Genomic DNA, 18,879 nt, shown 5'->3' with positions numbered 1-18,879 from the left:
AGCAACATGGAAGAGAAATGGTTAGTTGGTGTTGACCTTGGTGGTACAACGATTAAATTAGCATTTATTAATGTATACGGTGAAATTTTACATAAGTGGGAAATCCCTACGAATACAAATGAGCAAGGAAAACATATTACACTTGACGTAGCGAAGGCAATTGATAAAAAATTAGAAGAGTTAGGCGAATTAAAAAGCAAGTTAATTGGTATTGGTATGGGAGCTCCTGGTCCTGTGCATGTAGCATCTGGAATGATTTATGAAGCGGTTAATTTAGGGTGGAAAAACTATCCATTAAAAGATTTACTAGAAGTAGAAACAGGGTTACCTGTTGTAATTGATAACGATGCAAACTTAGCAGCGCTTGGCGAAATGTGGAAAGGTGCTGGCGAAGGAGCAAAAGATTTAATTTGTATGACGCTTGGCACTGGTGTCGGTGGTGGTGTAATCGCCAATGGTGAGATTGTACACGGTGTAAGTGGTGCTGCTGGTGAGATTGGACATATTACAGTCGTTACAGAAAATGCTTTCCCATGTAATTGCGGAAAATCTGGTTGTTTAGAAACAGTAGCTTCTGCAACGGGTATTGTGCGTGTTGCTATGCAGAAAATACAAGAGACTGATAAAGAAAGCATGTTACGTTCTATGTTAGCAGAAGAAGGACGTATTACATCAAAAGATGTTTTTGAAGCGCACGGACAAGGTGATGAACTAGCAAATGAAGTAGTAGAAAAAGTAGCTTCTTATTTAGGATTAGCTGTAGCGAATCTTTCTAGTACGTTGAACCCAGAGAAAATTGTTATTGGTGGAGGCGTGTCTAAAGCTGGAGATGCACTATTAGAACCAATTCAAAGTTATTTCGAGCAATATGCTTTCTCACGTGCTGTAAAGAGTACGAAGTTAGCCATTGCAACACTTGGTAATGATGCAGGTGTTATTGGAGGAGCTTGGCTTGTAAAAAAGCACAAATACGAAGCGAAGATGATATAAGTTGTGAAATGTGAAAAGAGGAAGGGGGAAACCCTTCCTCTTTTTGCGTAAAATCTTGATGAAGAATAACATGTAAGTGAATTAAGCTGCTGGCGGATACCCGTTATATAGAACAGTCATGATCGTAAACCATCCGAAAACGAGTACAGTCGCAATTGCAAAGCCGCCTGCGAAAAAGTTCTTTTCGCGAAGTGTTCTAAGCGTAGCAAAAACAGCTAACAGAGTGACAAGCGTAAAAATAATAACAAGGCCCATACAATATCCTCCTCTGTCTACCTATTCTTAAATATGAGTTTTTAGAATATTTACTCTTTTACATTGTACATGTTTTAAAAATGATTGTCGAGATAGCATCCTTTCTTTTCCTAAGAGAAAGAAATGTTGTATCATTAAAAGTAAGTTTAATAACTGGAGGAGATTTTCATATGAAATGGACACAAATGCCGTTAGGACCATTACAAACAAATGCTTATATTTTAACGAATGATCAAAATGAGTGTATTATCTTTGATCCTGGTCATGAAGGAGAGAAGCTCGTTACATATTTACAAGAAGAACAATTAAAACCACTGGCGGTTTTATTAACGCATGCCCACTTTGATCATATTGGTGCTGTTGATGCGGTAAGAGACGCTTTCCATATTCCTGTATACGTACATAAAGAAGAAGCAGATTGGTTAGGAGATGGAACTGTAAATGGCTCTCAAATTTTTATGATGAACCGTAGTATTACAGCTAAGCCAGCGGATCATATTATTGATGCAGAAGGTACATTAACAGTCGGTTCATTTAATTTTGAAATTTTTGAGACGCCAGGACACTCTCCAGGAAGTATTTCTTATTATAGTAAAGAGGCGAATGCAGTGTTCTCAGGAGATGTATTATTCCAAATGAGTATTGGAAGAACTGATTTACCTGGTGGAAGTTTTGCTGAATTAATTGGAAGTATTGAAGAGAAATTATTCGTATTGCCAGATGAAACAGCGGTGCTATGTGGACATGGTCCAGAAACAAGTATCGGTTTTGAAAAAGAAAATAATCCATTTTTACAATAAGGAGTCATTATGGGGATGGAGCTCATTTTAAGAGAATGGATGGGGAAAGAGAAAGATTATTCGATTTCATATAGTACGTATATGAACCTCGTATTGTATGCAGAAGGGCATGGCTATTATATGAAGGACCGTGAAAAGATTGGAAGACAAGGCGATTTTTTTACAAGTAGCAATGTATCCTCTGCTTTTGCAAAAACATTTGCTAAGTTTTTTATTCGTCTTGTTGAGAATGATGAAGTCGCTCCAAATATTTGTGAGATTGGCGGGGGAACAGGAAAGTTTGCCTATGATGTTTTACAAGAATGGAAGCAATTATCTCCGGAAACCTTTATTGATTTAAACTATTCAATGATTGAAGTGAGCCCTTTTCATAGAAAATTACAACAAGAGAATCTGTGCTCATTTTCTAATGTATCGTATTATGCATCTTATAGTAAAATGGGAGAGTCATTCGAAGGAATTCTTTTTTCGAATGAGTTATTTGATGCATTTCCTGTTGAAGTAATTGAGAAGAGAAATGGAATGTTGTATGAAGTACGTATTACGTATACAGAGGAAGGGAACCTTGCTGAAGTATGTAGACCGTTAGATAAAAGAATCGGTCGCTACTTACTGAAATATAACATTCATATTGCAGAAGGGCAGCGTTTTGAGGTGCCAATTGCGATGGAAGATTATATAAAAGGAATTGCAAAATGGTTTCAAAAAGGTATATGTATTACAGTTGACTATGGATACACAAAAGCAGAATGGACGTACCCTGCGCATCGAGAAGGAAGTTTACGTGGGTATTATAAGCATAAGTTAATACGTAATCCTTTAGCGTATCCAGGGGAAATGGATCTTACTACTCATATTCATTGGGATGAGTTAAAGGAGATTTTTAACCTTCAGGGAATGAGTGCAGTATGGCATAAGAAGCAATCTGAGTTTTTGTTAGCTGCAGGAATATTAGAACAGCTTACGAGTCATCAAGATACGAATCCTTTTTCTGAAACTCAAAAACAAAATCGAGCAATTCGTTCTATGATTTTGAACGGAGGATTAGGGAATGCCTTTGATGTTGTTATACATACGAAAGACATACAGAATTTACATCTGAATCGGTATTTAACAATATAAAAAACAAGACACAGCATATTTCTGTGTCTTGTTTTTTAATACGACGTATGTAGTATTATATATTTCCTCTCATGATATATATTTATATTAAAGATATGAGATGAAAAATATAGAATACGTTCTTTTTCTCTGTTTATTAGTCCCTAACCTAATAATACGCGAACGAGTTGAATAATTGTTTCGTTTTCTACTTTGTAGTAAATTTCTAATCCTTTTCTTTCACTAGAAACGATTTTAGCACTTTTTAATTTTGCTAAATGCTGTGAAATTGTAGACTGTGGCATGTTTAAGCCAGTGTACATTGTAGAAACGTTGCTTGGACCACGCTCGATTAATCCTTTTACGATACATAAACGAACTGGGTGAGCAAGTACTTTCAATAATTCTGCATTGCTTTCATAAAGTTCTATTTCTTTTTGAAAGGTTTCTAACATGTTCTTTTCCACCTCCGTGTGAGCTGTTATACCATACTATACATACCAAAAAATTAAAGAAAAGAAAACAGTTGTTGCAGAAAAAATTTCCTAAAGTAAAGAAATTGTAAGAAAAGAGACCCTGATGTAAATAAAATGGATAAATTAGCACAGTTTTGTAAAATGACGCTTTTGGGCGAAAATTTTGATGCGTTTTAAAAATTGAAAGATATAGATATATTTGTAACACAATTTTATCATGATTTTCTTATTCTTTCAAATGAATATACAAAATTTTTAAAATAATATGACAAAGGAATTATAATGCTATATATAGAATATAAAACAGGTTAAAAGAAGCCCGATGTAATCAGCTTTTTTATGAGGATAATGAGACACTTGAGTGTAGCTGATTAATCTTAGAATGATCAAGTCATTCGTCATTTATGCTAGAGCTCATCTTTTAGCAACTTTAAAAATCTGTGATTCCATATATTCTCATAAAAGTCAATTGTCTCTTTTGCGGACATAAATGGATTGTTTAATGTAGAAGTTATTTTAGGTGCCATAAAGTTTTCGTACCCTAGTCCGTGAGCAAATTTAATCGTAGCATCCATACAGTACTCTGTTTGGGCGCCACAAAATTCAATACGATGTACAGATAATTGATCTAAAATTTCTTTTAAGTTTGTTTTATAAAATGAATTTGCATGTGTTTTTCTCACAAAGAAATCTTGGTCTTGAACATCTAAATCAGTATGAATAGCCCAAAGTTCTTTTTCGGGTACTAAATCATCATCACAATGTTGAACAAAAATGATTGGTTTATTTGATTTTCTGTATGAAGAAATTCTTTTATTTACTTTTGTAAGCAAGTTTTGTAAATCAAATAAATGCTCTCCGCTATAACATACCCCATTTTGTAAATCGATAACGATTAAAATATCAGAACAAGTATCCATTATTTTTACCCCCTTTTATTTCTTAATATATCGATAAAACCATTATTTGTAAATAAGTGATGTGCTTTTATCCCACTATTTGTGGGAGGCGGGCTGCCCGTAAACGCCCGATTGGTGAAGGCTAATAATGAGTGGGAATGAACAAAACCCCCAATGATTAAATTTTTGTACAGAGATAATAAAGTAGTTTCATTTACAATAAAATTCTTTAAAAAACAATAAAGTTGTTTTATTATAATTGGGGTAGAGTCAAGAAAATACACATTTACAACGATAAGTATTTTGATACAAGTCTTATGAGACATTATGAGGTCTAATTGAAAGGTGATTGGATTATGTACCGATAGGTTTTACTCTATTGAGATTGTGAAGTTTCCTACTTAAACTAACGGGGCAGGTTAGTTAGATAAAGGGATATTTGGATTAAGATAGATGTAAGTAGAAAAACTACTAAAGTAATAAAATTTGCTTCAGTAAAATAAGGTATATTATATTTGTTGAATAGATTCTCTGTAAAGACAAGAAAAGTAGGTGAACAAAGTGGGCAAATATCAATTAGATTACAAAAGTCAGGTAGCTGTGGCAAAGTTTCATGAAAAACAGACGCCTGCCAAATTTGATAAAAAGCAGCAACTTGAAAAATTGCGTGCGGAGTATTTGAAAAAGAAGCAAAAACAAACAGATAAATAATATGTTTTGTTTGTCTGATTGTTTTGTATTCGGTGTAAACAAAAGGAAATAGGTAAGTTATTCATCGTTCAAATATATACAGGCTATTTTTTCAAACATCTTTCTTAATGAACTAACGCATGCGTTAGTTCATTAAGAATAAATAAAAAAGTCGATTCCTTGAGAGGGGAATCGGCTTTTTTTAATAAGTGATATTTCCTTAGCGTTGTAAATCCGCATTTTCCTGACGCTACCCCTCATTAGACTAACGAGGAGGATGGTTGAAGAAGACAAAAAAATTTGAGTACAAAAAGAAAAAACACTAAAAAGAAGATATGAAAACTTAATCTCATATCTTCTTTTCTCTCTACGCATTTACAGGTTCTTCTACATAAGAGAGGGCATTTTCAAAATCGGATATTAAATCGTTAACATTTTCAAGACCGACTGATAAGCGAAGTAATGAATTAGAGATACCTCTTTCATCACGAGCTTTTTGCGACAGTGCGGCGTGGGACATTTTAGCTGGGTAGGAAAGAATCGATTCGACAGCTCCTAAACTCACTGCAAAAACAGGTAATTTTACTTTTGATAAAAATTGGCGGAGTGCATCTTCTGACTGCAAAGTAAACGATAAGACCGCTCCAGCTGACGTTGCTTGAGATTGTTGAATATTAAATCCAAGATGTGTTTGTAATCCCGGATAATAGACATTTTGTACTTTAGCATGCTCTTGTAAATAGTGTGCAATTTTATTGGCATTTGCAGCTGAGTGCTCAAGACGTACATGTAATGTTTTTAGACCGCGAAGTACGAGAGAACAATCTTGAGGTCCTAAAATAGCGCCAAATGCATTTTGTAAAAATCCAAGCTTTTGAGCGAGTTCGGCATCTTTTACGACCGCTAATCCGGCAGTAACATCACTGTGACCAGCAATAAATTTTGTAGCACTATGAAGAACGACATCGGCGCCAAGATCAAGTGGCTTCTGGAATAATGGTGTCAAAAAAGTATTATCAACAAATGTAAGAGCACCAATAGATTTTGCGAGTTTAGAAACCTCGCGAATATCTGTTACTTTTAAAAGTGGGTTAGATGGTGTTTCTACATAAAAGAGTTTCGTATTCGATTTAATATTTTGCTTTATTTCTTCTAAATTGGTCATATCAACAAATGTATGTGAAACACCGTAACGGGAGAGTACTTCAGTTATAATTCGATAAGTGCCTCCGTATACGTCTTCTGAAATGAGAACGTGATCGCCTTGTGAAAGAAGGAGAAAAGCAGTAGAAATCGCTGCAATGCCTGAGGCAAAGGCGAATCCTTTTGTTCCGCCTTCTAATAAAGCAATGATATCTTCCAGAGCTTCACGAGTTGGATTTCCAGATCGGCTATAGTCGTATTTGCCAAAAGTATCTACATCAAACTGGTGAAATGTTGATGTGTTATAAATGGGAACGTTAACAGCTCCTGTTTGTGCATCGTGTTTATATTGGTTGTGTAGTAAGAGTGTATCTATAGAATAACTCATATTCTCACACCTTCTTTTACAAGTTTAATGGCTTGATTTAAGTCTTGAATTAAATCATTACTGTTTTCAATGCCGACGGAGAATCGAAGAAGACGATTACATACACCGTTCGCCGTTCTGATTTCTTCTGGAATATCAGCATGTGTTTGCGTTGCTGGATAAGTCATTAAACTTTCTACACCACCAAGACTTTCGGCAAATGTGATTAAGGATAAAGATTGTAAGAATGGATTAATCCAAGCTTCATCTTTAAGTCGGAATGAAATCATACCGCCTCTCCCTGGATAAAAGACATCTGTCACACCATCCTCATCATTTAAATAAGCAACAACTGCTTTCGCATTTTCTTCATGTTGTTTCATGCGAAGCGCTAAAGTTTTCATACCACGAATTAATAGCCATGAGTCAAATGGGCTTAAGACAGCACCGGAGGCATTATGATAATGAGCGATTTCCTCACAAAGTTCCTTTCCTTTTGCAACGACAAGTCCACTTAATACATCATTATGCCCACCTAAATATTTCGTTGCACTATGAAGTACGATGTCAGCACCTTCTGTTAATGGCTGCTGTATATAAGGCGTGTAGAATGTATTGTCTACGATAAGAAGTAGTCTGTGTCTTTTCGCTACAGTTGCGACAGCGGCAATATCAGTAACTTGCATTAATGGATTAGTCGGAGTTTCTATGAAAATAGCCTTCGTTTCAGTTGTGATAGCTTGCTCAATTTGTTTAATAGATTGTGTATTTACGTATCTACATCGAACATTCCACTTTTTTTCGTGTTCGGAAAATAAGCGATACGTTCCCCCGTATAAATCTTCGGATACAATAAGTTCATCTCCAGAACGGAATAATGAAAGGACGAGGAGAACAGCTGCCATACCTGAACTACAGGCATAACCTTGTTGGCCATATTCTAAGTCTGCGATTGCCTGTTCTAAAAGACCACGAGTTGGATTTCCAGTTCGTGAATAGTCAAAGCCGGTAGATTTACCAAGTCCTTCGTGACGATAAGCGGTTGAGAAATAAACGGGTGGATTAACAGTTCCTGTTGTAGTTTCGCTACGATTTCCGATTTGTGCTAGTTTTGTTTCGATAGTTGACATGTAAAAATTCCTCCTTTTTAAATTGAACCAGTAGTTGAATATAAAATAAAAAAAGCCTTCTAAGAAGAAGGCTTTCGGATTGAATAGAGTCTTCTTCTCATCTGTCAAATCTTTCACAATTTGCTGGAATTAGCACCTTATTAACAAATGTTAATGGTTGCTGAGGCGTCATAGGGCCAGTCCCTCTACCTCTCTAGATAAGAATGTTCGTATGAAATTTTTATTATGTTTTTAACTTTACAACAAAAGTTAATTGAATTGCAACTTTATTTTAAATAATTTTTATTTTTCCGCAAGTGTCATTGACTTTTATATTTGTGCATGCTAAATTTATAAAAAATTAACAAACATTGTTAAAAGGGGAACGCATTTCCTTTTAGCTACATAAATAAAATAATAAAGACAACTCTTATTGAGAGCGGTGGAGGGAAAGGCCCTGTGAAACCCGGCAACCTTCAAACGAAATGTTTGAAACGGTGCTAATACCTGCAAAACGCATGTTTTGCATAATAAGAGGCGGAACAATTATGTCCCCCTCTTCAAAGTGAAGAGGGGGTTTTTATATTGATAGAAATGAGGGAGATTCGTGAAATTACTAGATTTATTATCAAAAGGAATTGTAATAGGTGATGGTGCGGTTGGAACGTTATTACATTCACATGGTTTGCAAAGTAGTTTTGAAGAATTGAATGTATCTGATCCAGACCTAATTATATCGATTCATAAACAATATGTAGCTGCTGGTGCAGATGTGATTCAAACAAATACGTATGGAGCAAATGAGGCGAAATTACGTATGTATGGCTTAGAAAATCAAGTTGTTCAAATTAATAAAGCGGCAGTGAAGCTTGCGAAAGCATCTGTTACAAACAGAAATGCAATTTTAGGAACAATCGGTGGTATGAAACATATCGGAGCTGTCACAACGACTGATATGGAGCGAGAATTTATGCTACTTGAACAGGCAGGTGCTTTACTAGAAGAACAGGTTGATGGATTACTATTAGAAACTTTTTACGATGAATTTGAATTACTTCATGCCGTTAAAGTATTGCGTAAGCAAACGAATATTCCGATTGTTGCTCAAGTAGCGTTACATGAAGCAGGTACGACTCAAAATGGAAATGATGTCAATGAAATATTAAAGCAGCTTATAGATTACGGTGCAAATGTTGTTGGATTGAACTGTCAACTAGGACCACTTCATATGACGGAAGCTTTCAAAATGATATCGATTCCGCAGAATGGCTATTTATCAGCATACCCAAATGCAGGTCTCCCAAATTATGTGGAGGGACGTTACGTATATGAGGGAAGCCCAGCTTATTTCGAAGCGATGACACCGAAATTTATTGAGCAAGGTATTCGGTTATTGGGTGGTTGTTGTGGTACGACTCCAGAACATATTCAAAGTATGAAGCGCACTGTTGCGAATGTTACACCTGTAATAGAAAAAGACACGATTCAAAGACCGAAAGTAGTTCATACACACGAGAAGCGTTCGAAGGCACAGGTTACTCTTGCGGAAAAGGCAAAAAAACAAACGACAGTTGTAGTGGAATTAGATCCGCCGAAAACGTTAGATACACAGCGGTTTTTTGAAGGAGCAAGAGCGTTAAAAAGAGCGGGAGCAGACGCTATTACTCTAGCAGATAATTCATTAGCATCGCCTCGTGTTTCGAATATGGCAATGGGCGCATTATTAACGAAGCACGATATTCCAGTATTGACACATTTAACGTGTAGAGACCATAACGTCATTGGACTACAATCTCATTTACTAGGTTTATCAGCGTTAGGTATGGAGGAAGTATTAGCTTTAACTGGTGATCCAGCGCGCGTTGGTGATTTTCCGGGAGCAACTTCTGTATATGATCTGTCCTCTATAGAGTTAATTAAAATGATTAAAGAAATGAACGATGGACGTTCCATTTTAGGGAAATCCATTGGACCGGCAACAAGGTTTTCAGTCGGAGGTGCTTTTAATCCTCACGTAAGGCATTTAAAAGCAGCGGTAAAGCGAATGGAACGAAAAATAGATGCTGGGGCTGAATATTTCTTAACACAGCCGATATATGATGTTGCTTTAATAGAAGAAGTATATGAAGCAACAAAACATTTGGAACAACCTATTTTTATTGGAATTATGCCATTAGTAAGTAAGCGGAATGCAGACTTTCTCCATTTTGAGGTGCCGGGTATTACTCTTCCTGAAGAAATAAGAGAGAGAATGGATGGACACGAAACGAAAGAGGCCGCTATCGAGGAAGGGATTCGTATTTCACAAGAGTTGATCGATGCAGCGATGAAATATTTTAACGGTATCTATTTAATTACACCATTTCTAAAATATGAAATTACAGAACATCTTGTTAAATATGTGAGAGAAAAGCAAGAAGTGAAAGAAGGTATTAATTGATGAAGTGTATAGAAGAAAAATTACAAAATAACATTTTAATATTAGACGGTGCAATGGGGACAATGATACAACAAGAGGACTTAACTGCGGAAGATTTCGGAGGAGAAGAGTACGAGGGCTGTAATGAATATTTAGTAGAAACAAGGCCGGATGTTATTTTAAAGATTCATAAAGCTTATATTGAAGCTGGAGCTGACATTATTGAAACAAATACATTTGGGGCGACAAATATCGTATTAAGTGATTATGAGCTGTCTCATTTAGATGAAGAACTAAATGAAAAGGCAGCACGATTAGCGAAACAAGCTGTTAAAGAAAGCGGGAATGAAGTATATGTTGCAGGTGCGATGGGACCGACAACGAAAGCAATTAGTGTTACAGGAGGAGTTACATTTGAAGAACTAATAGAAGCTTATACTAGGCAGGCGAGGGGATTATTAAATGGCGAAGTTGATGTGTTACTCGTTGAGACGAGTCAAGATATGCGTAATGTGAAAGCAGCTTATATTGGAATTCAAGCTGCTTTTGAAGAACTAAATAAAATTGTTCCTATTATGATCTCTGGGACGATTGAGCCGATGGGGACGACTCTGGCTGGGCAAACAATTGAGGCTTTTTACTTATCCGTAGAACATATGAAGCCATTATCTGTTGGATTAAACTGTGCGACTGGTCCGGAGTTTATGAGAGACCATATTCGTTCTTTATCTGATTTATCGGAGTGTTACATTTCTTGTTATCCAAATGCAGGTCTTCCTGATGAAGATGGACATTATCATGAATCTCCATCTTCTCTCGCTGAAAAAGTGAAGCGATTTGCTGAAGAAGGATGGATTAATATTATTGGTGGTTGTTGCGGCACAACACCAGAACATATAAGAGCAATGAAAGAAGCGCTAGCATCTCTTACACCGCGTGAGCAAAATGAACGAGCCGGACATGGAATTAGTGGATTAGAGGCGCTGCAATATGATGAGTCTATGAGACCGTTATTTGTGGGTGAAAGAACGAATGTTATAGGGTCACGTAAATTTAAACGATTAGTGGCAGAAGGTAAATTTGAAGAGGCTGCTGAAGTGGCAAGAGCACAAGTGAAGAAAAATGCTCATATTATTGATATTTGTATGGCAGACCCTGACCGTGATGAAATAGAAGATATGGAAAAATTCTTATCAGAAGTTACAAAAGTGTTAAAAGTACCGATTATGATTGATTCAACAGATGAAAATGTAATGGCGAGAGCACTTACTTATATTCAAGGGAAAGCTGTTATTAACTCTATTAACTTAGAAGATGGAGAAGAGCGTTTTGAAAAGGTAACGCCACTGCTTCGCAAGTATGGTGCCGCAATTGTAGTTGGGACAATTGACGAAGATGGTATGGCAGTAAGTGCTGAAAGAAAACTAGAAATTGCGAAAAGAAGTTATGAATTATTGACGACGAAATATGGTATACGCCCGTCAGATATTATTTTTGATGCACTTGTATTTCCAGTAGGGACAGGTGATGAAGAATACATCGGTTCAGCGGCAGCGACGATAGAAGGAATTCGACTTATTAAAGAAGTGTTACCAGAATGTTTAACGATTTTAGGTGTGAGTAATATATCATTTGGTTTACCACCAGCTGGACGTGAAGTGTTAAATTCTGTCTTTTTATATCATGCAACGAAAGCAGGATTAGATTATGCGATTGTTAATACTGAGAAATTAGAGCGCTATGCGTCAATTCCAGAGGAAGAAAAACGTCTTGCAGATGCATTATTATTTGAAACGACGAAAGAGACGTTAGAAGAATTTACGAATTTTTATCGTGTTGCTAAAAAGAAAGAGGTTGTTGTTCAAGAAACATTAACGCTTGATGAGCGACTAGCCAACTATATTGTAGAAGGTACAAAGCAAGGATTACATGAAGATTTAAGTCTCGCGCTGACAGAGGGAAGAAAACCTTTGGATATTATTAATGGTCCACTTATGGCAGGAATGGATGAGGTGGGACGATTATTTAATAATAATGAACTTATAGTTGCTGAAGTATTGCAAAGTGCTGAAAGTATGAAAGCTGCTGTAAGTTATTTGGAGCCGCATATGGAATCTAGCGATAGTGCGAAAAAAGGAAAAGTATTATTAGCGACCGTTAAAGGGGACGTACATGATATTGGGAAAAATCTTGTTGAAATTATTTTATCAAATAACGGATATGAGATTATTAATTTAGGAATTAATGTTCGTTCGGATCGAATCGTTCAAGAAGTGCAAGAAAAAAAACCTGATATTATAGGTCTTTCTGGCTTGCTAGTAAAATCAGCACAACAAATGGTAACAACTGCTGAGGATTTAAAAGCGGCGAATATTGATATTCCAATTGTTGTTGGTGGTGCAGCGTTAACGAGAAAGTTTACAGATAATCGTATTTCTCCATCGTATAAAGGGCTCGTATGTTATGCGAGCGATGCGATGACAGGTCTTGATATTATTAATAAGCTTCAAAAAGAAGAAGAGCGTGAGAAGATGAAACAGGATAAAAAAGAACGTCATCTTCATATCGTAAAAAAAGAAGAGAAGAAAGTGGAAATTCCAGCAGTAATTGAGCCGTTACCAAAATCAGAGGTTATGGTGCCTGATTCAACAAAACGAATTGTATTACGAGATGTTCCTGTCTCACATCTTGCCCCATTTTTAAATAGACAAATGTTACTTGGACATCACCTTGGATTAAAAGGAAATGTGAAGAAGCTTTTGAAAGAGGGGGATAAAAGAGCGCACGAATTAAATGATTTAATAGACGAATTATTGGTGGAAGGACAATCTTGGTTAAAACCGAAAGCAGTGTATCAATTTTTCCCAGCGCAAAGCGATGGACAAAACATCGTAATATATGATCCAGAAGATCATACGCGCGTAATAGAGCGTTTCACATTTCCTAGACAAGGAAAAGCACCATACCGTACTTTAGGTGATTATTTGCGCCCTATTGGAGATGAGATGGACTATGTCGCTTTCTTATCTGTTACTGTTGGGGAAGGAGTTCGGGATATTGCTGAGGAGTGGAAGGCGAAGGGAGATTATTTACGCAGTCATGCAATTCAATCGTTAGCGCTTGAATTAGCAGAGGGGCTTGCTGAAAAAACACATATGCTCATTCGTGACCGCTGGGGCATTCCAGATTCACCTGAATTGACGATGGAAGAGCGTTTCCGTACGAAATATAGAGGAATACGTGTGTCATTTGGTTATCCAGCATGCCCAGAACTTGCGGATCAAGAAAAATTGTTCCGTCTAATTCATCCAGAGGAAATAGGTATTTCATTAACGGAAGGATTCATGATGGAACCAGAAGCATCAGTAACGGCTATGGTATTTTCTCACCCTGAGGCAAGGTATTTTAGTGTACTATAGTGTAGAAGGGGGAGACGTATGAAGAAAATAGTCTTTACAGGTGGCGGTTCGGCAGGGCATGTAACACCTAATTTAGCCATCATTCCATATTTACAAGAACAGCATTGGGATATCTCTTATATTGGTTCTCATCAAGGGATTGAGAAAGCGATTATAGAAAAAGAGGGCATTCCGTACTATAGTATTGCGAGTGGAAAGCTACGTCGTTATTTTGATTTGAAAAATATAAAAGATCCTTTTCTTGTAATGAAGGGGGTTATGGATGCGTATGTAAGGATTCGAAAACTAAAACCGGATGTAATTTTTTCAAAAGGTGGTTTCGTATCTGTACCAGTCGTAATTGGAGGATGGTTAAATAGAGTGCCAGTTTTATTGCATGAATCCGATATGACACCAGGACTAGCAAACAAAATTGCGCTCCGTTTTGCTTCGAAAATATTTGTTACATTTGAGGAAGCAGCGAAACATTTACCGAAAGAAAAAGTAATATATACGGGAGCTCCTGTACGTGAAGAAGTGCTAAAGGGAAATCGTGAAAAAGGTTTAGCGTTTTTAAGTTTTTCACGTAAAAAGCCGGTTATTACAATTATGGGTGGAAGTTTGGGTGCGAAGAAAATCAATGAAACAGTTCGAGAAGCGTTACCAAAACTTCTTAAAAAGTATCAAATTGTTCACCTTTGCGGAAAAGGTAATCTTGATGAAAGCTTACAAAATAAAGAAGGATATAAACAATTTGAATATATTCATGAGGAGTTACCAGACATATTAGCGGCAACAGATTTTGTTATTTCACGTGCGGGATCCAATGCAATCTTTGAGTTTTTAACATTAGAAAAGCCAATGGTTTTAATTCCCTTATCAAAATTTGCTAGTCGTGGAGATCAAATTTTAAATGCAGAATCCTTCGAAAAACAAGGTTATGCCTCAGTATTGTACGAAGAAGATGTTACTATGAATTCTCTTATAAAGTATGTCGAAGAGTTAGATCAAAATAATGAGGTGTATAAAAGGGCATTAAAGAAATACAATGGAGAAGAAGCGATTAAAACTATTATTAAACATATTTCAGAGGCATGATTATACAATCATGTCTTTTTTAATAGGATGAAAGATTCCAAGAATTGATATTTTTATGTTACAATAACAAATGGTTAGTAGGGAAATTCCAATTGATTAAGCGTGAAAATACGAATGGATTAGGAGTGACTGTGTTGGAGCTAAGTCTCTATGAAAATACTGCACTTATTATATGCTTTGTGTTGTACGTTGGTAGTGTGATTGTTTATATTTCAAGGAAATTTTCGCAAGAACGAGAGCTTGAAAAATCAGAAATAACAGCAGAACTAGAAATGTTAGCTGATGAAAGTTATAAAAAACAAAAAATAAAAGAAGACCATGAAGCAACCCATCATTTAAACGCAAATAAGTTCTAAAGATGGGGATTTTTTTTGATGTCGTTCTTTATTATATCTATAGCAAGTAACGCTAAAAGGAGTTTCCCCATACATATTTAAAGGATGAACATAAATGAAATTTTATATAGCATCGGGATTTCAAAATAAACACATTGTTCGTTTTGTATCAGGCCAGTTAAAAGAAGCAGGATGGCACCATACATATGATTGGACAAAAAACGAAAGAGCAGTTAATCAAGAACAATTAAGAGAAATTGGTGAGGCGGAAAAGAATGCTATAAAGGAAGCCGATGTCTTTTTACTTATATTAGATGGTGGAAATGGAAGTCATACAGAGTTTGGAATGGCCATTGCACTAGAGAAAAAAATATATATGTATCATGAAGGAAATTCGCTGCAAACAACATTTTACCATTTGCCAGAAGTACATATTTTTGAAGGGGATGCAGAAAAGTTTGTAGCTCACGTTATGAATAATGTGGATGTTTAAAAGGTTATAAAGATAATCTTTTGGGTACAGTGATGATAAGGAAAGTATATAAAGGAGCTATATAATATGAAATTAGAAAATAGTTGGGAAACAAGTTTTTTAGAAGTGGTACAAAAGAGTGAATTTAAGAAAGATGCGCTTCTTAGTCAATTGCTTTTTGCAGATAGTGAAGAAGTAGAAGAGCTTACTGATGATTACGGATATGAAGAGATTATTGAACGCGAACATGATGATGAATTAGCAGAAGTTTTAGGCGAAGAACTATTCAGTGAGATGGAGCGATACGTATTCTTATCTTCACAACCAGAAGAGAAACTGATTTTATTCGTAAATGGATTAGGTTTTCATGTGTTAGATTGGATCGTGCTTCTTGAAACAGAATTTGGTGTTGATAGTGCAAACTTTACATCAGATGCTGTGAAGATGTTAGAAAAGCGTTTCAGACAGTTTCCATACATAGAGGATAAGACGATTTTTGATATGACGTTTGGAGAAGCGATGGATGTATTAGAATCCATTACAGGATTACAACTGAAGGAAAAGATGAACGTATAATGAAAAAAGAACGTGAGGATATCACGTTCTTTTTTTTACATAATAATAATTTTATCATCTAGTTTTGTCTGCCCAGTAAGAAGTGCGTTTAAATATTCCACTTTTCTTATACAAGCTTGTATATGTCTTTCAACCTCTTGTAACTCTGCTTGATGATGTGTTTCAATTGGATGAATTTGTACGTTAAATTTTTCAAATTGACTACTATATGTTATTTCTGCATAGCCGCTCATAATATCCGTTTCGTTATGAAATAAAAATTGTTTCGTTTTGTCACAGAATGATACATCCTGAAAGCCATATACTTTTAATGCGTCAATTACTTTTTTTATTATTTTTGTATTCATTTTTTAACCCTCTTTACGAAGTTCTACTTTTATATTATAACATAAAAAATTACATAGAAAGCGCTTCCAAATGTATTTTATTATAAACTTTACGTTTCAATCATAAAAATGAAACAAAGAAAAAATAATTGTAAAGAAGGAAGGACTCTTTTATTGTTTCGTCATATATATAGAGAAATAGTGCAATGAAAGGAAATTTTCCGAGGTGGAGATTGTATTTCCAATTTGAGCGCAGTAAAAGAGGTGAGAATCTTGAACTTTGATATTGTAGGGCAAAAAGCATATATAAAAGATGGACCGCATCGGAACCGAATTGGAATTGTAAAGAAAAACGAAGAACAATTAAAACCACACTTCGCTATTATAATTGGAGAACAAAGTATTGATGTCGAGCTAAAGGATATCGTGTTAGTTGGAGTGGACGTAGGACAATTTCATAAATGGTGCGAGCAGAATGGTTATTTGTGAAAAGGACGGGCTGTGAGATAATGAAATATATTTGAGAAAAGAGAATATGTTATTGTATTCTCTTTTTCTATGTGTAAGGAGACGGAAATGAAGTATAAAGAACGAGATTTTACATTGGAATTGAAAGAGAAAATTCAATGTATGGAAAAGGAGATAGAGCGAATATCACTTAAACTTTTTAGAGAGTATGCGCATTTATATATTGAGAAAAGTATGGAATTAGACATTGGATTCGAAAGAGAAAAAAAAGATCCCTTTGAAACGGGGTATTATTCATCAGTTTCTATGGCGATAGTAGATGAAGAAGGTGAGATGATTGACTTTTATATCATTCCAATTTGGAAATGCGAAAATATCTTTTTAGGAATGCTAACTCAATCAAGAATTTGGGGGAGTAAGAAAGTAGGAGAACTTGTTGATTATTCTTATTATGAGATTGAGGAGGAGTTAAAAGAGCAACTAGAAGAATGCTTGGAGTGATACTTTTCAAGATGGGATGTAAAAAAAGACGCTAACAGTTTTATGTTAGCGTCTTTTTCTTATTATGAAGCAATTTCACCAGTTTTTGTATCATCTTGATTGTACGTATCTTGATCTAATTCACCAAGCCATTTACTAGAAATAAGACCTGCTGTCATAGAACCACTTACGTTAAGGGCTGTACGGCCCATATCGATTAATGGTTCAACCGAGATAACAAGAGCGACAATGCCAATTGGTAAGTTCATTGTAGATAGTACGATTAACGCTGCGAATGTTGCACCGCCACCAACACCGGCAACACCGAATGAGCTAATAGCAACGACAGCGATTAAAGTTAAAATAAATTGTGGTTGTAACGGATCAATTCCTACAGTTGGAGCGACCATCATTGCAAGCATTGCTGGATAAATACCTGCGCAACCGTTTTGACCGATAGATACCCCGAATGAAGCTGCGAAGTTTGCAATCCCTTCGGAAATACCAAGCTTTTCTTTTTGCGCTTCAATATTTAATGGCATTGCACCAGCACTAGAGCGAGATGTGAATGCAAATGTTAATACAGGGAATACCTTTTTCAAATATTGAATTGGATTTAAACCAGATAGAGCAATTAATAATAAGTGAATAACGAACATTACGATAAGTGCTACGTAAGACGCTAACACGAAGTTACCAAGTTTTAAAATAGCATTTATATCGCTACCAGCAACTGTTTTTGCCATAAGAGCTAATACGCCGTATGGAGTAAGGCGTAAAATTAATGTTACCATACGCATTACGATTGCATATACAGCATCAAGCATCTTCTTAAATAACTCTGCTTGTTCTGGATATTTTCGTTTTACACCTATAAAGGCAATGCCGATAAAGGCTGCAAATATTACGACAGAAATTGTTGATGTTGGACGAGCACCTGTTAAATCAAGAAATGGATTTGTAGGTAATAGCTCTAATAATTTGTCTGGAATTGTTGTCTTTTCAATAGAAGTAAATCTTTCTTCAACTAGTTTCAGACGAGCAGATTCTGCATCACCTTGTTGTAGGCCTGTTGCTGATACATCAAATCCTGCACTTGCAGCGATTCCGACAGCTGCAGCAATTCCTGTAGTAAGAATTAAAATTCCGATAATAAGGCCACTGATTTTACCAAGATTTTTCGTTAATTGTAATTTTGTAAAGGCTGAAATAATAGATACTAAAATAAGTGGCATAACGATCATTTGAAGCAATTTCACATAACCGTTACCGATTAAGCCAAACCAAGTATTTGATTCAATAATTACTTTAGAAGTAGGCTCATAAATAAATTGTAATATAAGACCAAATAAAATTCCGACTCCTAAAGCAGTAAATACACGTTTATTAAAAGATACATGCTTACGTTGCATATAATATAATACGCCGACTAAAATGAGCATGACTGCAACGTTAATTCCGACAAGCAGTGTATTCA

General features: G+C 35.8%; 19 protein-coding genes and 2 riboswitches. Of the genes, 12 read left to right on the top strand and 7 right to left on the bottom strand.

The window, feature by feature from the left end; genetic code table 11:
* The first annotated feature begins 6 nt into the window (after positions 1 to 6).
* Positions 7 to 990, top strand: coding sequence for a glucokinase (glcK, locus tag JDS92_RS11790; protein ID WP_000391710.1), 984 nt, complete (start codon positions 7 to 9; stop codon positions 988 to 990).
* Positions 991 to 1,071: 81 nt separating this feature from the next.
* Here glcK and JDS92_RS11785 read toward each other — a convergent pair whose 3' ends face one another.
* Positions 1,072 to 1,245: a DUF2759 domain-containing protein gene (locus JDS92_RS11785; RefSeq protein WP_000524850.1), complete on the bottom strand. Its 174-nt coding sequence runs from the start codon at positions 1,243 to 1,245 to the stop codon at positions 1,072 to 1,074.
* 170 nt (positions 1,246 to 1,415) lie between these two features.
* Between JDS92_RS11785 and JDS92_RS11780 the strand changes: the two genes are divergently transcribed.
* The gene (locus tag JDS92_RS11780; RefSeq protein WP_000872319.1) at positions 1,416 to 2,045 is read left to right on the top strand and encodes an MBL fold metallo-hydrolase; all 630 of its coding nucleotides are present in this window, start codon (positions 1,416 to 1,418) and stop codon (positions 2,043 to 2,045) included.
* Between the two features lie 9 nt (positions 2,046 to 2,054).
* Positions 2,055 to 3,167 carry a class I SAM-dependent methyltransferase gene (locus JDS92_RS11775; RefSeq protein ID WP_199631968.1) on the top strand — a complete coding sequence of 371 codons (1,113 nt, stop codon included), beginning with the start codon at positions 2,055 to 2,057 and terminating at the stop codon, positions 3,165 to 3,167.
* A gap of 143 nt (positions 3,168 to 3,310) precedes the next feature.
* Here the strand turns inward: JDS92_RS11775 and JDS92_RS11770 are convergent, their stop codons facing one another.
* Entirely contained in the window at positions 3,311 to 3,601 is a 291-nt protein-coding gene (locus JDS92_RS11770; RefSeq protein WP_000894375.1) for an ArsR/SmtB family transcription factor, read from the bottom strand.
* A 428-nt stretch (positions 3,602 to 4,029) separates the two neighbouring features.
* The gene (locus JDS92_RS11765) at positions 4,030 to 4,542 is read right to left on the bottom strand and encodes a cysteine hydrolase family protein (RefSeq protein WP_000379181.1); all 513 of its coding nucleotides are present in this window, start codon (positions 4,540 to 4,542) and stop codon (positions 4,030 to 4,032) included.
* A 540-nt stretch (positions 4,543 to 5,082) separates the two neighbouring features.
* Here JDS92_RS11765 and JDS92_RS11760 point away from each other — a divergent pair.
* On the top strand, positions 5,083 to 5,232 hold the full coding sequence (locus JDS92_RS11760) for a hypothetical protein (RefSeq protein WP_000521653.1): 150 nt from the start codon (positions 5,083 to 5,085) through the stop codon (positions 5,230 to 5,232).
* A gap of 346 nt (positions 5,233 to 5,578) precedes the next feature.
* Here the strand turns inward: JDS92_RS11760 and metC are convergent, their stop codons facing one another.
* Both metC and metI read right to left on the bottom strand, forming a co-directional pair.
* Positions 5,579 to 6,742, bottom strand: a complete 1,164-nt coding sequence (gene metC, locus JDS92_RS11755; protein WP_000122267.1) for a cystathionine beta-lyase — start codon at positions 6,740 to 6,742, stop codon at positions 5,579 to 5,581.
* A complete protein-coding gene (metI, locus tag JDS92_RS11750; RefSeq protein ID WP_000103906.1) occupies positions 6,739 to 7,851 on the bottom strand; it encodes a cystathionine gamma-synthase/O-acetylhomoserine thiolyase in 1,113 nt (370 codons plus the stop codon). Before metI ends, metC begins: the two co-directional genes overlap by 4 nt.
* 94 nt (positions 7,852 to 7,945) lie before the next feature.
* Positions 7,946 to 8,055: riboswitch (SAM riboswitch) on the bottom strand.
* Positions 8,056 to 8,257: 202 nt separating this feature from the next.
* A riboswitch (SAM riboswitch) is annotated at positions 8,258 to 8,367 on the top strand.
* Between the two features lie 70 nt (positions 8,368 to 8,437).
* Here metI and JDS92_RS11745 point away from each other — a divergent pair.
* From JDS92_RS11745 to JDS92_RS11720, 6 genes are all read left to right on the top strand, one after another.
* Positions 8,438 to 10,270, top strand: a complete 1,833-nt coding sequence (locus tag JDS92_RS11745; RefSeq protein ID WP_199631967.1) for a bifunctional homocysteine S-methyltransferase/methylenetetrahydrofolate reductase — start codon at positions 8,438 to 8,440, stop codon at positions 10,268 to 10,270.
* Positions 10,270 to 13,668 (top strand): methionine synthase, encoded by a 3,399-nt coding sequence (metH, locus tag JDS92_RS11740; protein ID WP_199631966.1) that lies wholly within the window; start codon positions 10,270 to 10,272, stop codon positions 13,666 to 13,668. The genes JDS92_RS11745 and metH overlap by 1 nt, the downstream gene beginning before the upstream one ends.
* Positions 13,669 to 13,686: 18 nt before the next feature.
* Positions 13,687 to 14,745: an undecaprenyldiphospho-muramoylpentapeptide beta-N-acetylglucosaminyltransferase gene (locus JDS92_RS11735; RefSeq protein WP_098137349.1), complete on the top strand. Its 1,059-nt coding sequence runs from the start codon at positions 13,687 to 13,689 to the stop codon at positions 14,743 to 14,745.
* A 95-nt stretch (positions 14,746 to 14,840) separates the two neighbouring features.
* Entirely contained in the window at positions 14,841 to 15,101 is a 261-nt protein-coding gene (locus JDS92_RS11730; protein WP_079519680.1) for a DUF3966 domain-containing protein, read from the top strand.
* Positions 15,102 to 15,195: 94 nt separating this feature from the next.
* The gene (locus JDS92_RS11725; protein ID WP_098227148.1) at positions 15,196 to 15,573 is read left to right on the top strand and encodes a nucleoside 2-deoxyribosyltransferase; all 378 of its coding nucleotides are present in this window, start codon (positions 15,196 to 15,198) and stop codon (positions 15,571 to 15,573) included.
* A 66-nt stretch (positions 15,574 to 15,639) separates the two neighbouring features.
* Positions 15,640 to 16,128, top strand: a complete 489-nt coding sequence (locus JDS92_RS11720; RefSeq protein WP_098710842.1) for a hypothetical protein — start codon at positions 15,640 to 15,642, stop codon at positions 16,126 to 16,128.
* A gap of 35 nt (positions 16,129 to 16,163) precedes the next feature.
* Here the strand turns inward: JDS92_RS11720 and JDS92_RS11715 are convergent, their stop codons facing one another.
* Positions 16,164 to 16,475, bottom strand: a complete 312-nt coding sequence (locus tag JDS92_RS11715; RefSeq protein ID WP_001092833.1) for a hypothetical protein — start codon at positions 16,473 to 16,475, stop codon at positions 16,164 to 16,166.
* Between the two features lie 252 nt (positions 16,476 to 16,727).
* On the opposite strand from JDS92_RS11715, the gene JDS92_RS11710 reads away from it, so the two are divergent.
* Together JDS92_RS11710 and JDS92_RS11705 are read left to right on the top strand one after the other, a co-directional pair.
* Positions 16,728 to 16,943, top strand: a complete 216-nt coding sequence (locus tag JDS92_RS11710; RefSeq protein ID WP_001008324.1) for a DUF3912 family protein — start codon at positions 16,728 to 16,730, stop codon at positions 16,941 to 16,943.
* 87 nt (positions 16,944 to 17,030) lie between these two features.
* Positions 17,031 to 17,423 (top strand): hypothetical protein, encoded by a 393-nt coding sequence (locus tag JDS92_RS11705; protein WP_199631965.1) that lies wholly within the window; start codon positions 17,031 to 17,033, stop codon positions 17,421 to 17,423.
* 62 nt (positions 17,424 to 17,485) lie between these two features.
* Here the strand turns inward: JDS92_RS11705 and JDS92_RS11700 are convergent.
* Positions 17,486 to 18,879: L-cystine transporter (locus JDS92_RS11700; protein ID WP_199631964.1), on the bottom strand; the 1,394-nt coding region annotated here is incomplete at its 5' end.

This window comes from Bacillus cereus group sp. N12, from assembly GCF_016483575.1.
Lineage (GTDB): Bacteria > Bacillota > Bacilli > Bacillales > Bacillaceae_G > Bacillus_A > Bacillus_A toyonensis.
This window is presented reverse-complemented; position numbering and strand designations above follow the sequence as displayed.

Excerpts from the sequence above, each read along its gene's own strand:
- JDS92_RS11785 (WP_000524850.1), bottom strand. The coding sequence starts at position 1,245 with ATGGGCCTTGTTATTATTTTTACGCTTGTCACTCTGTTAGCTGTTTTT.
- JDS92_RS11705 (WP_199631965.1), top strand. The coding sequence starts at position 17,031 with ATGAAGTATAAAGAACGAGATTTTACATTGGAATTGAAAGAGAAAATT.
- JDS92_RS11720 (WP_098710842.1), top strand. The coding sequence starts at position 15,640 with ATGAAATTAGAAAATAGTTGGGAAACAAGTTTTTTAGAAGTGGTACAA.
- metI (WP_000103906.1), bottom strand. The coding sequence starts at position 7,851 with ATGTCAACTATCGAAACAAAACTAGCACAAATCGGAAATCGTAGCGAA.
- JDS92_RS11735 (WP_098137349.1), top strand. The coding sequence starts at position 13,687 with ATGAAGAAAATAGTCTTTACAGGTGGCGGTTCGGCAGGGCATGTAACA.
- JDS92_RS11770 (WP_000894375.1), bottom strand. The coding sequence starts at position 3,601 with ATGTTAGAAACCTTTCAAAAAGAAATAGAACTTTATGAAAGCAATGCA.
- JDS92_RS11765 (WP_000379181.1), bottom strand. The coding sequence starts at position 4,542 with ATGGATACTTGTTCTGATATTTTAATCGTTATCGATTTACAAAATGGG.
- JDS92_RS11715 (WP_001092833.1), bottom strand. The coding sequence starts at position 16,475 with ATGAATACAAAAATAATAAAAAAAGTAATTGACGCATTAAAAGTATAT.
- metH (WP_199631966.1), top strand. The coding sequence starts at position 10,270 with ATGAAGTGTATAGAAGAAAAATTACAAAATAACATTTTAATATTAGAC.
- JDS92_RS11725 (WP_098227148.1), top strand. The coding sequence starts at position 15,196 with ATGAAATTTTATATAGCATCGGGATTTCAAAATAAACACATTGTTCGT.
- JDS92_RS11780 (WP_000872319.1), top strand. The coding sequence starts at position 1,416 with ATGAAATGGACACAAATGCCGTTAGGACCATTACAAACAAATGCTTAT.
- glcK (WP_000391710.1), top strand. The coding sequence starts at position 7 with ATGGAAGAGAAATGGTTAGTTGGTGTTGACCTTGGTGGTACAACGATT.
- JDS92_RS11775 (WP_199631968.1), top strand. The coding sequence starts at position 2,055 with ATGGGGATGGAGCTCATTTTAAGAGAATGGATGGGGAAAGAGAAAGAT.
- metC (WP_000122267.1), bottom strand. The coding sequence starts at position 6,742 with ATGAGTTATTCTATAGATACACTCTTACTACACAACCAATATAAACAC.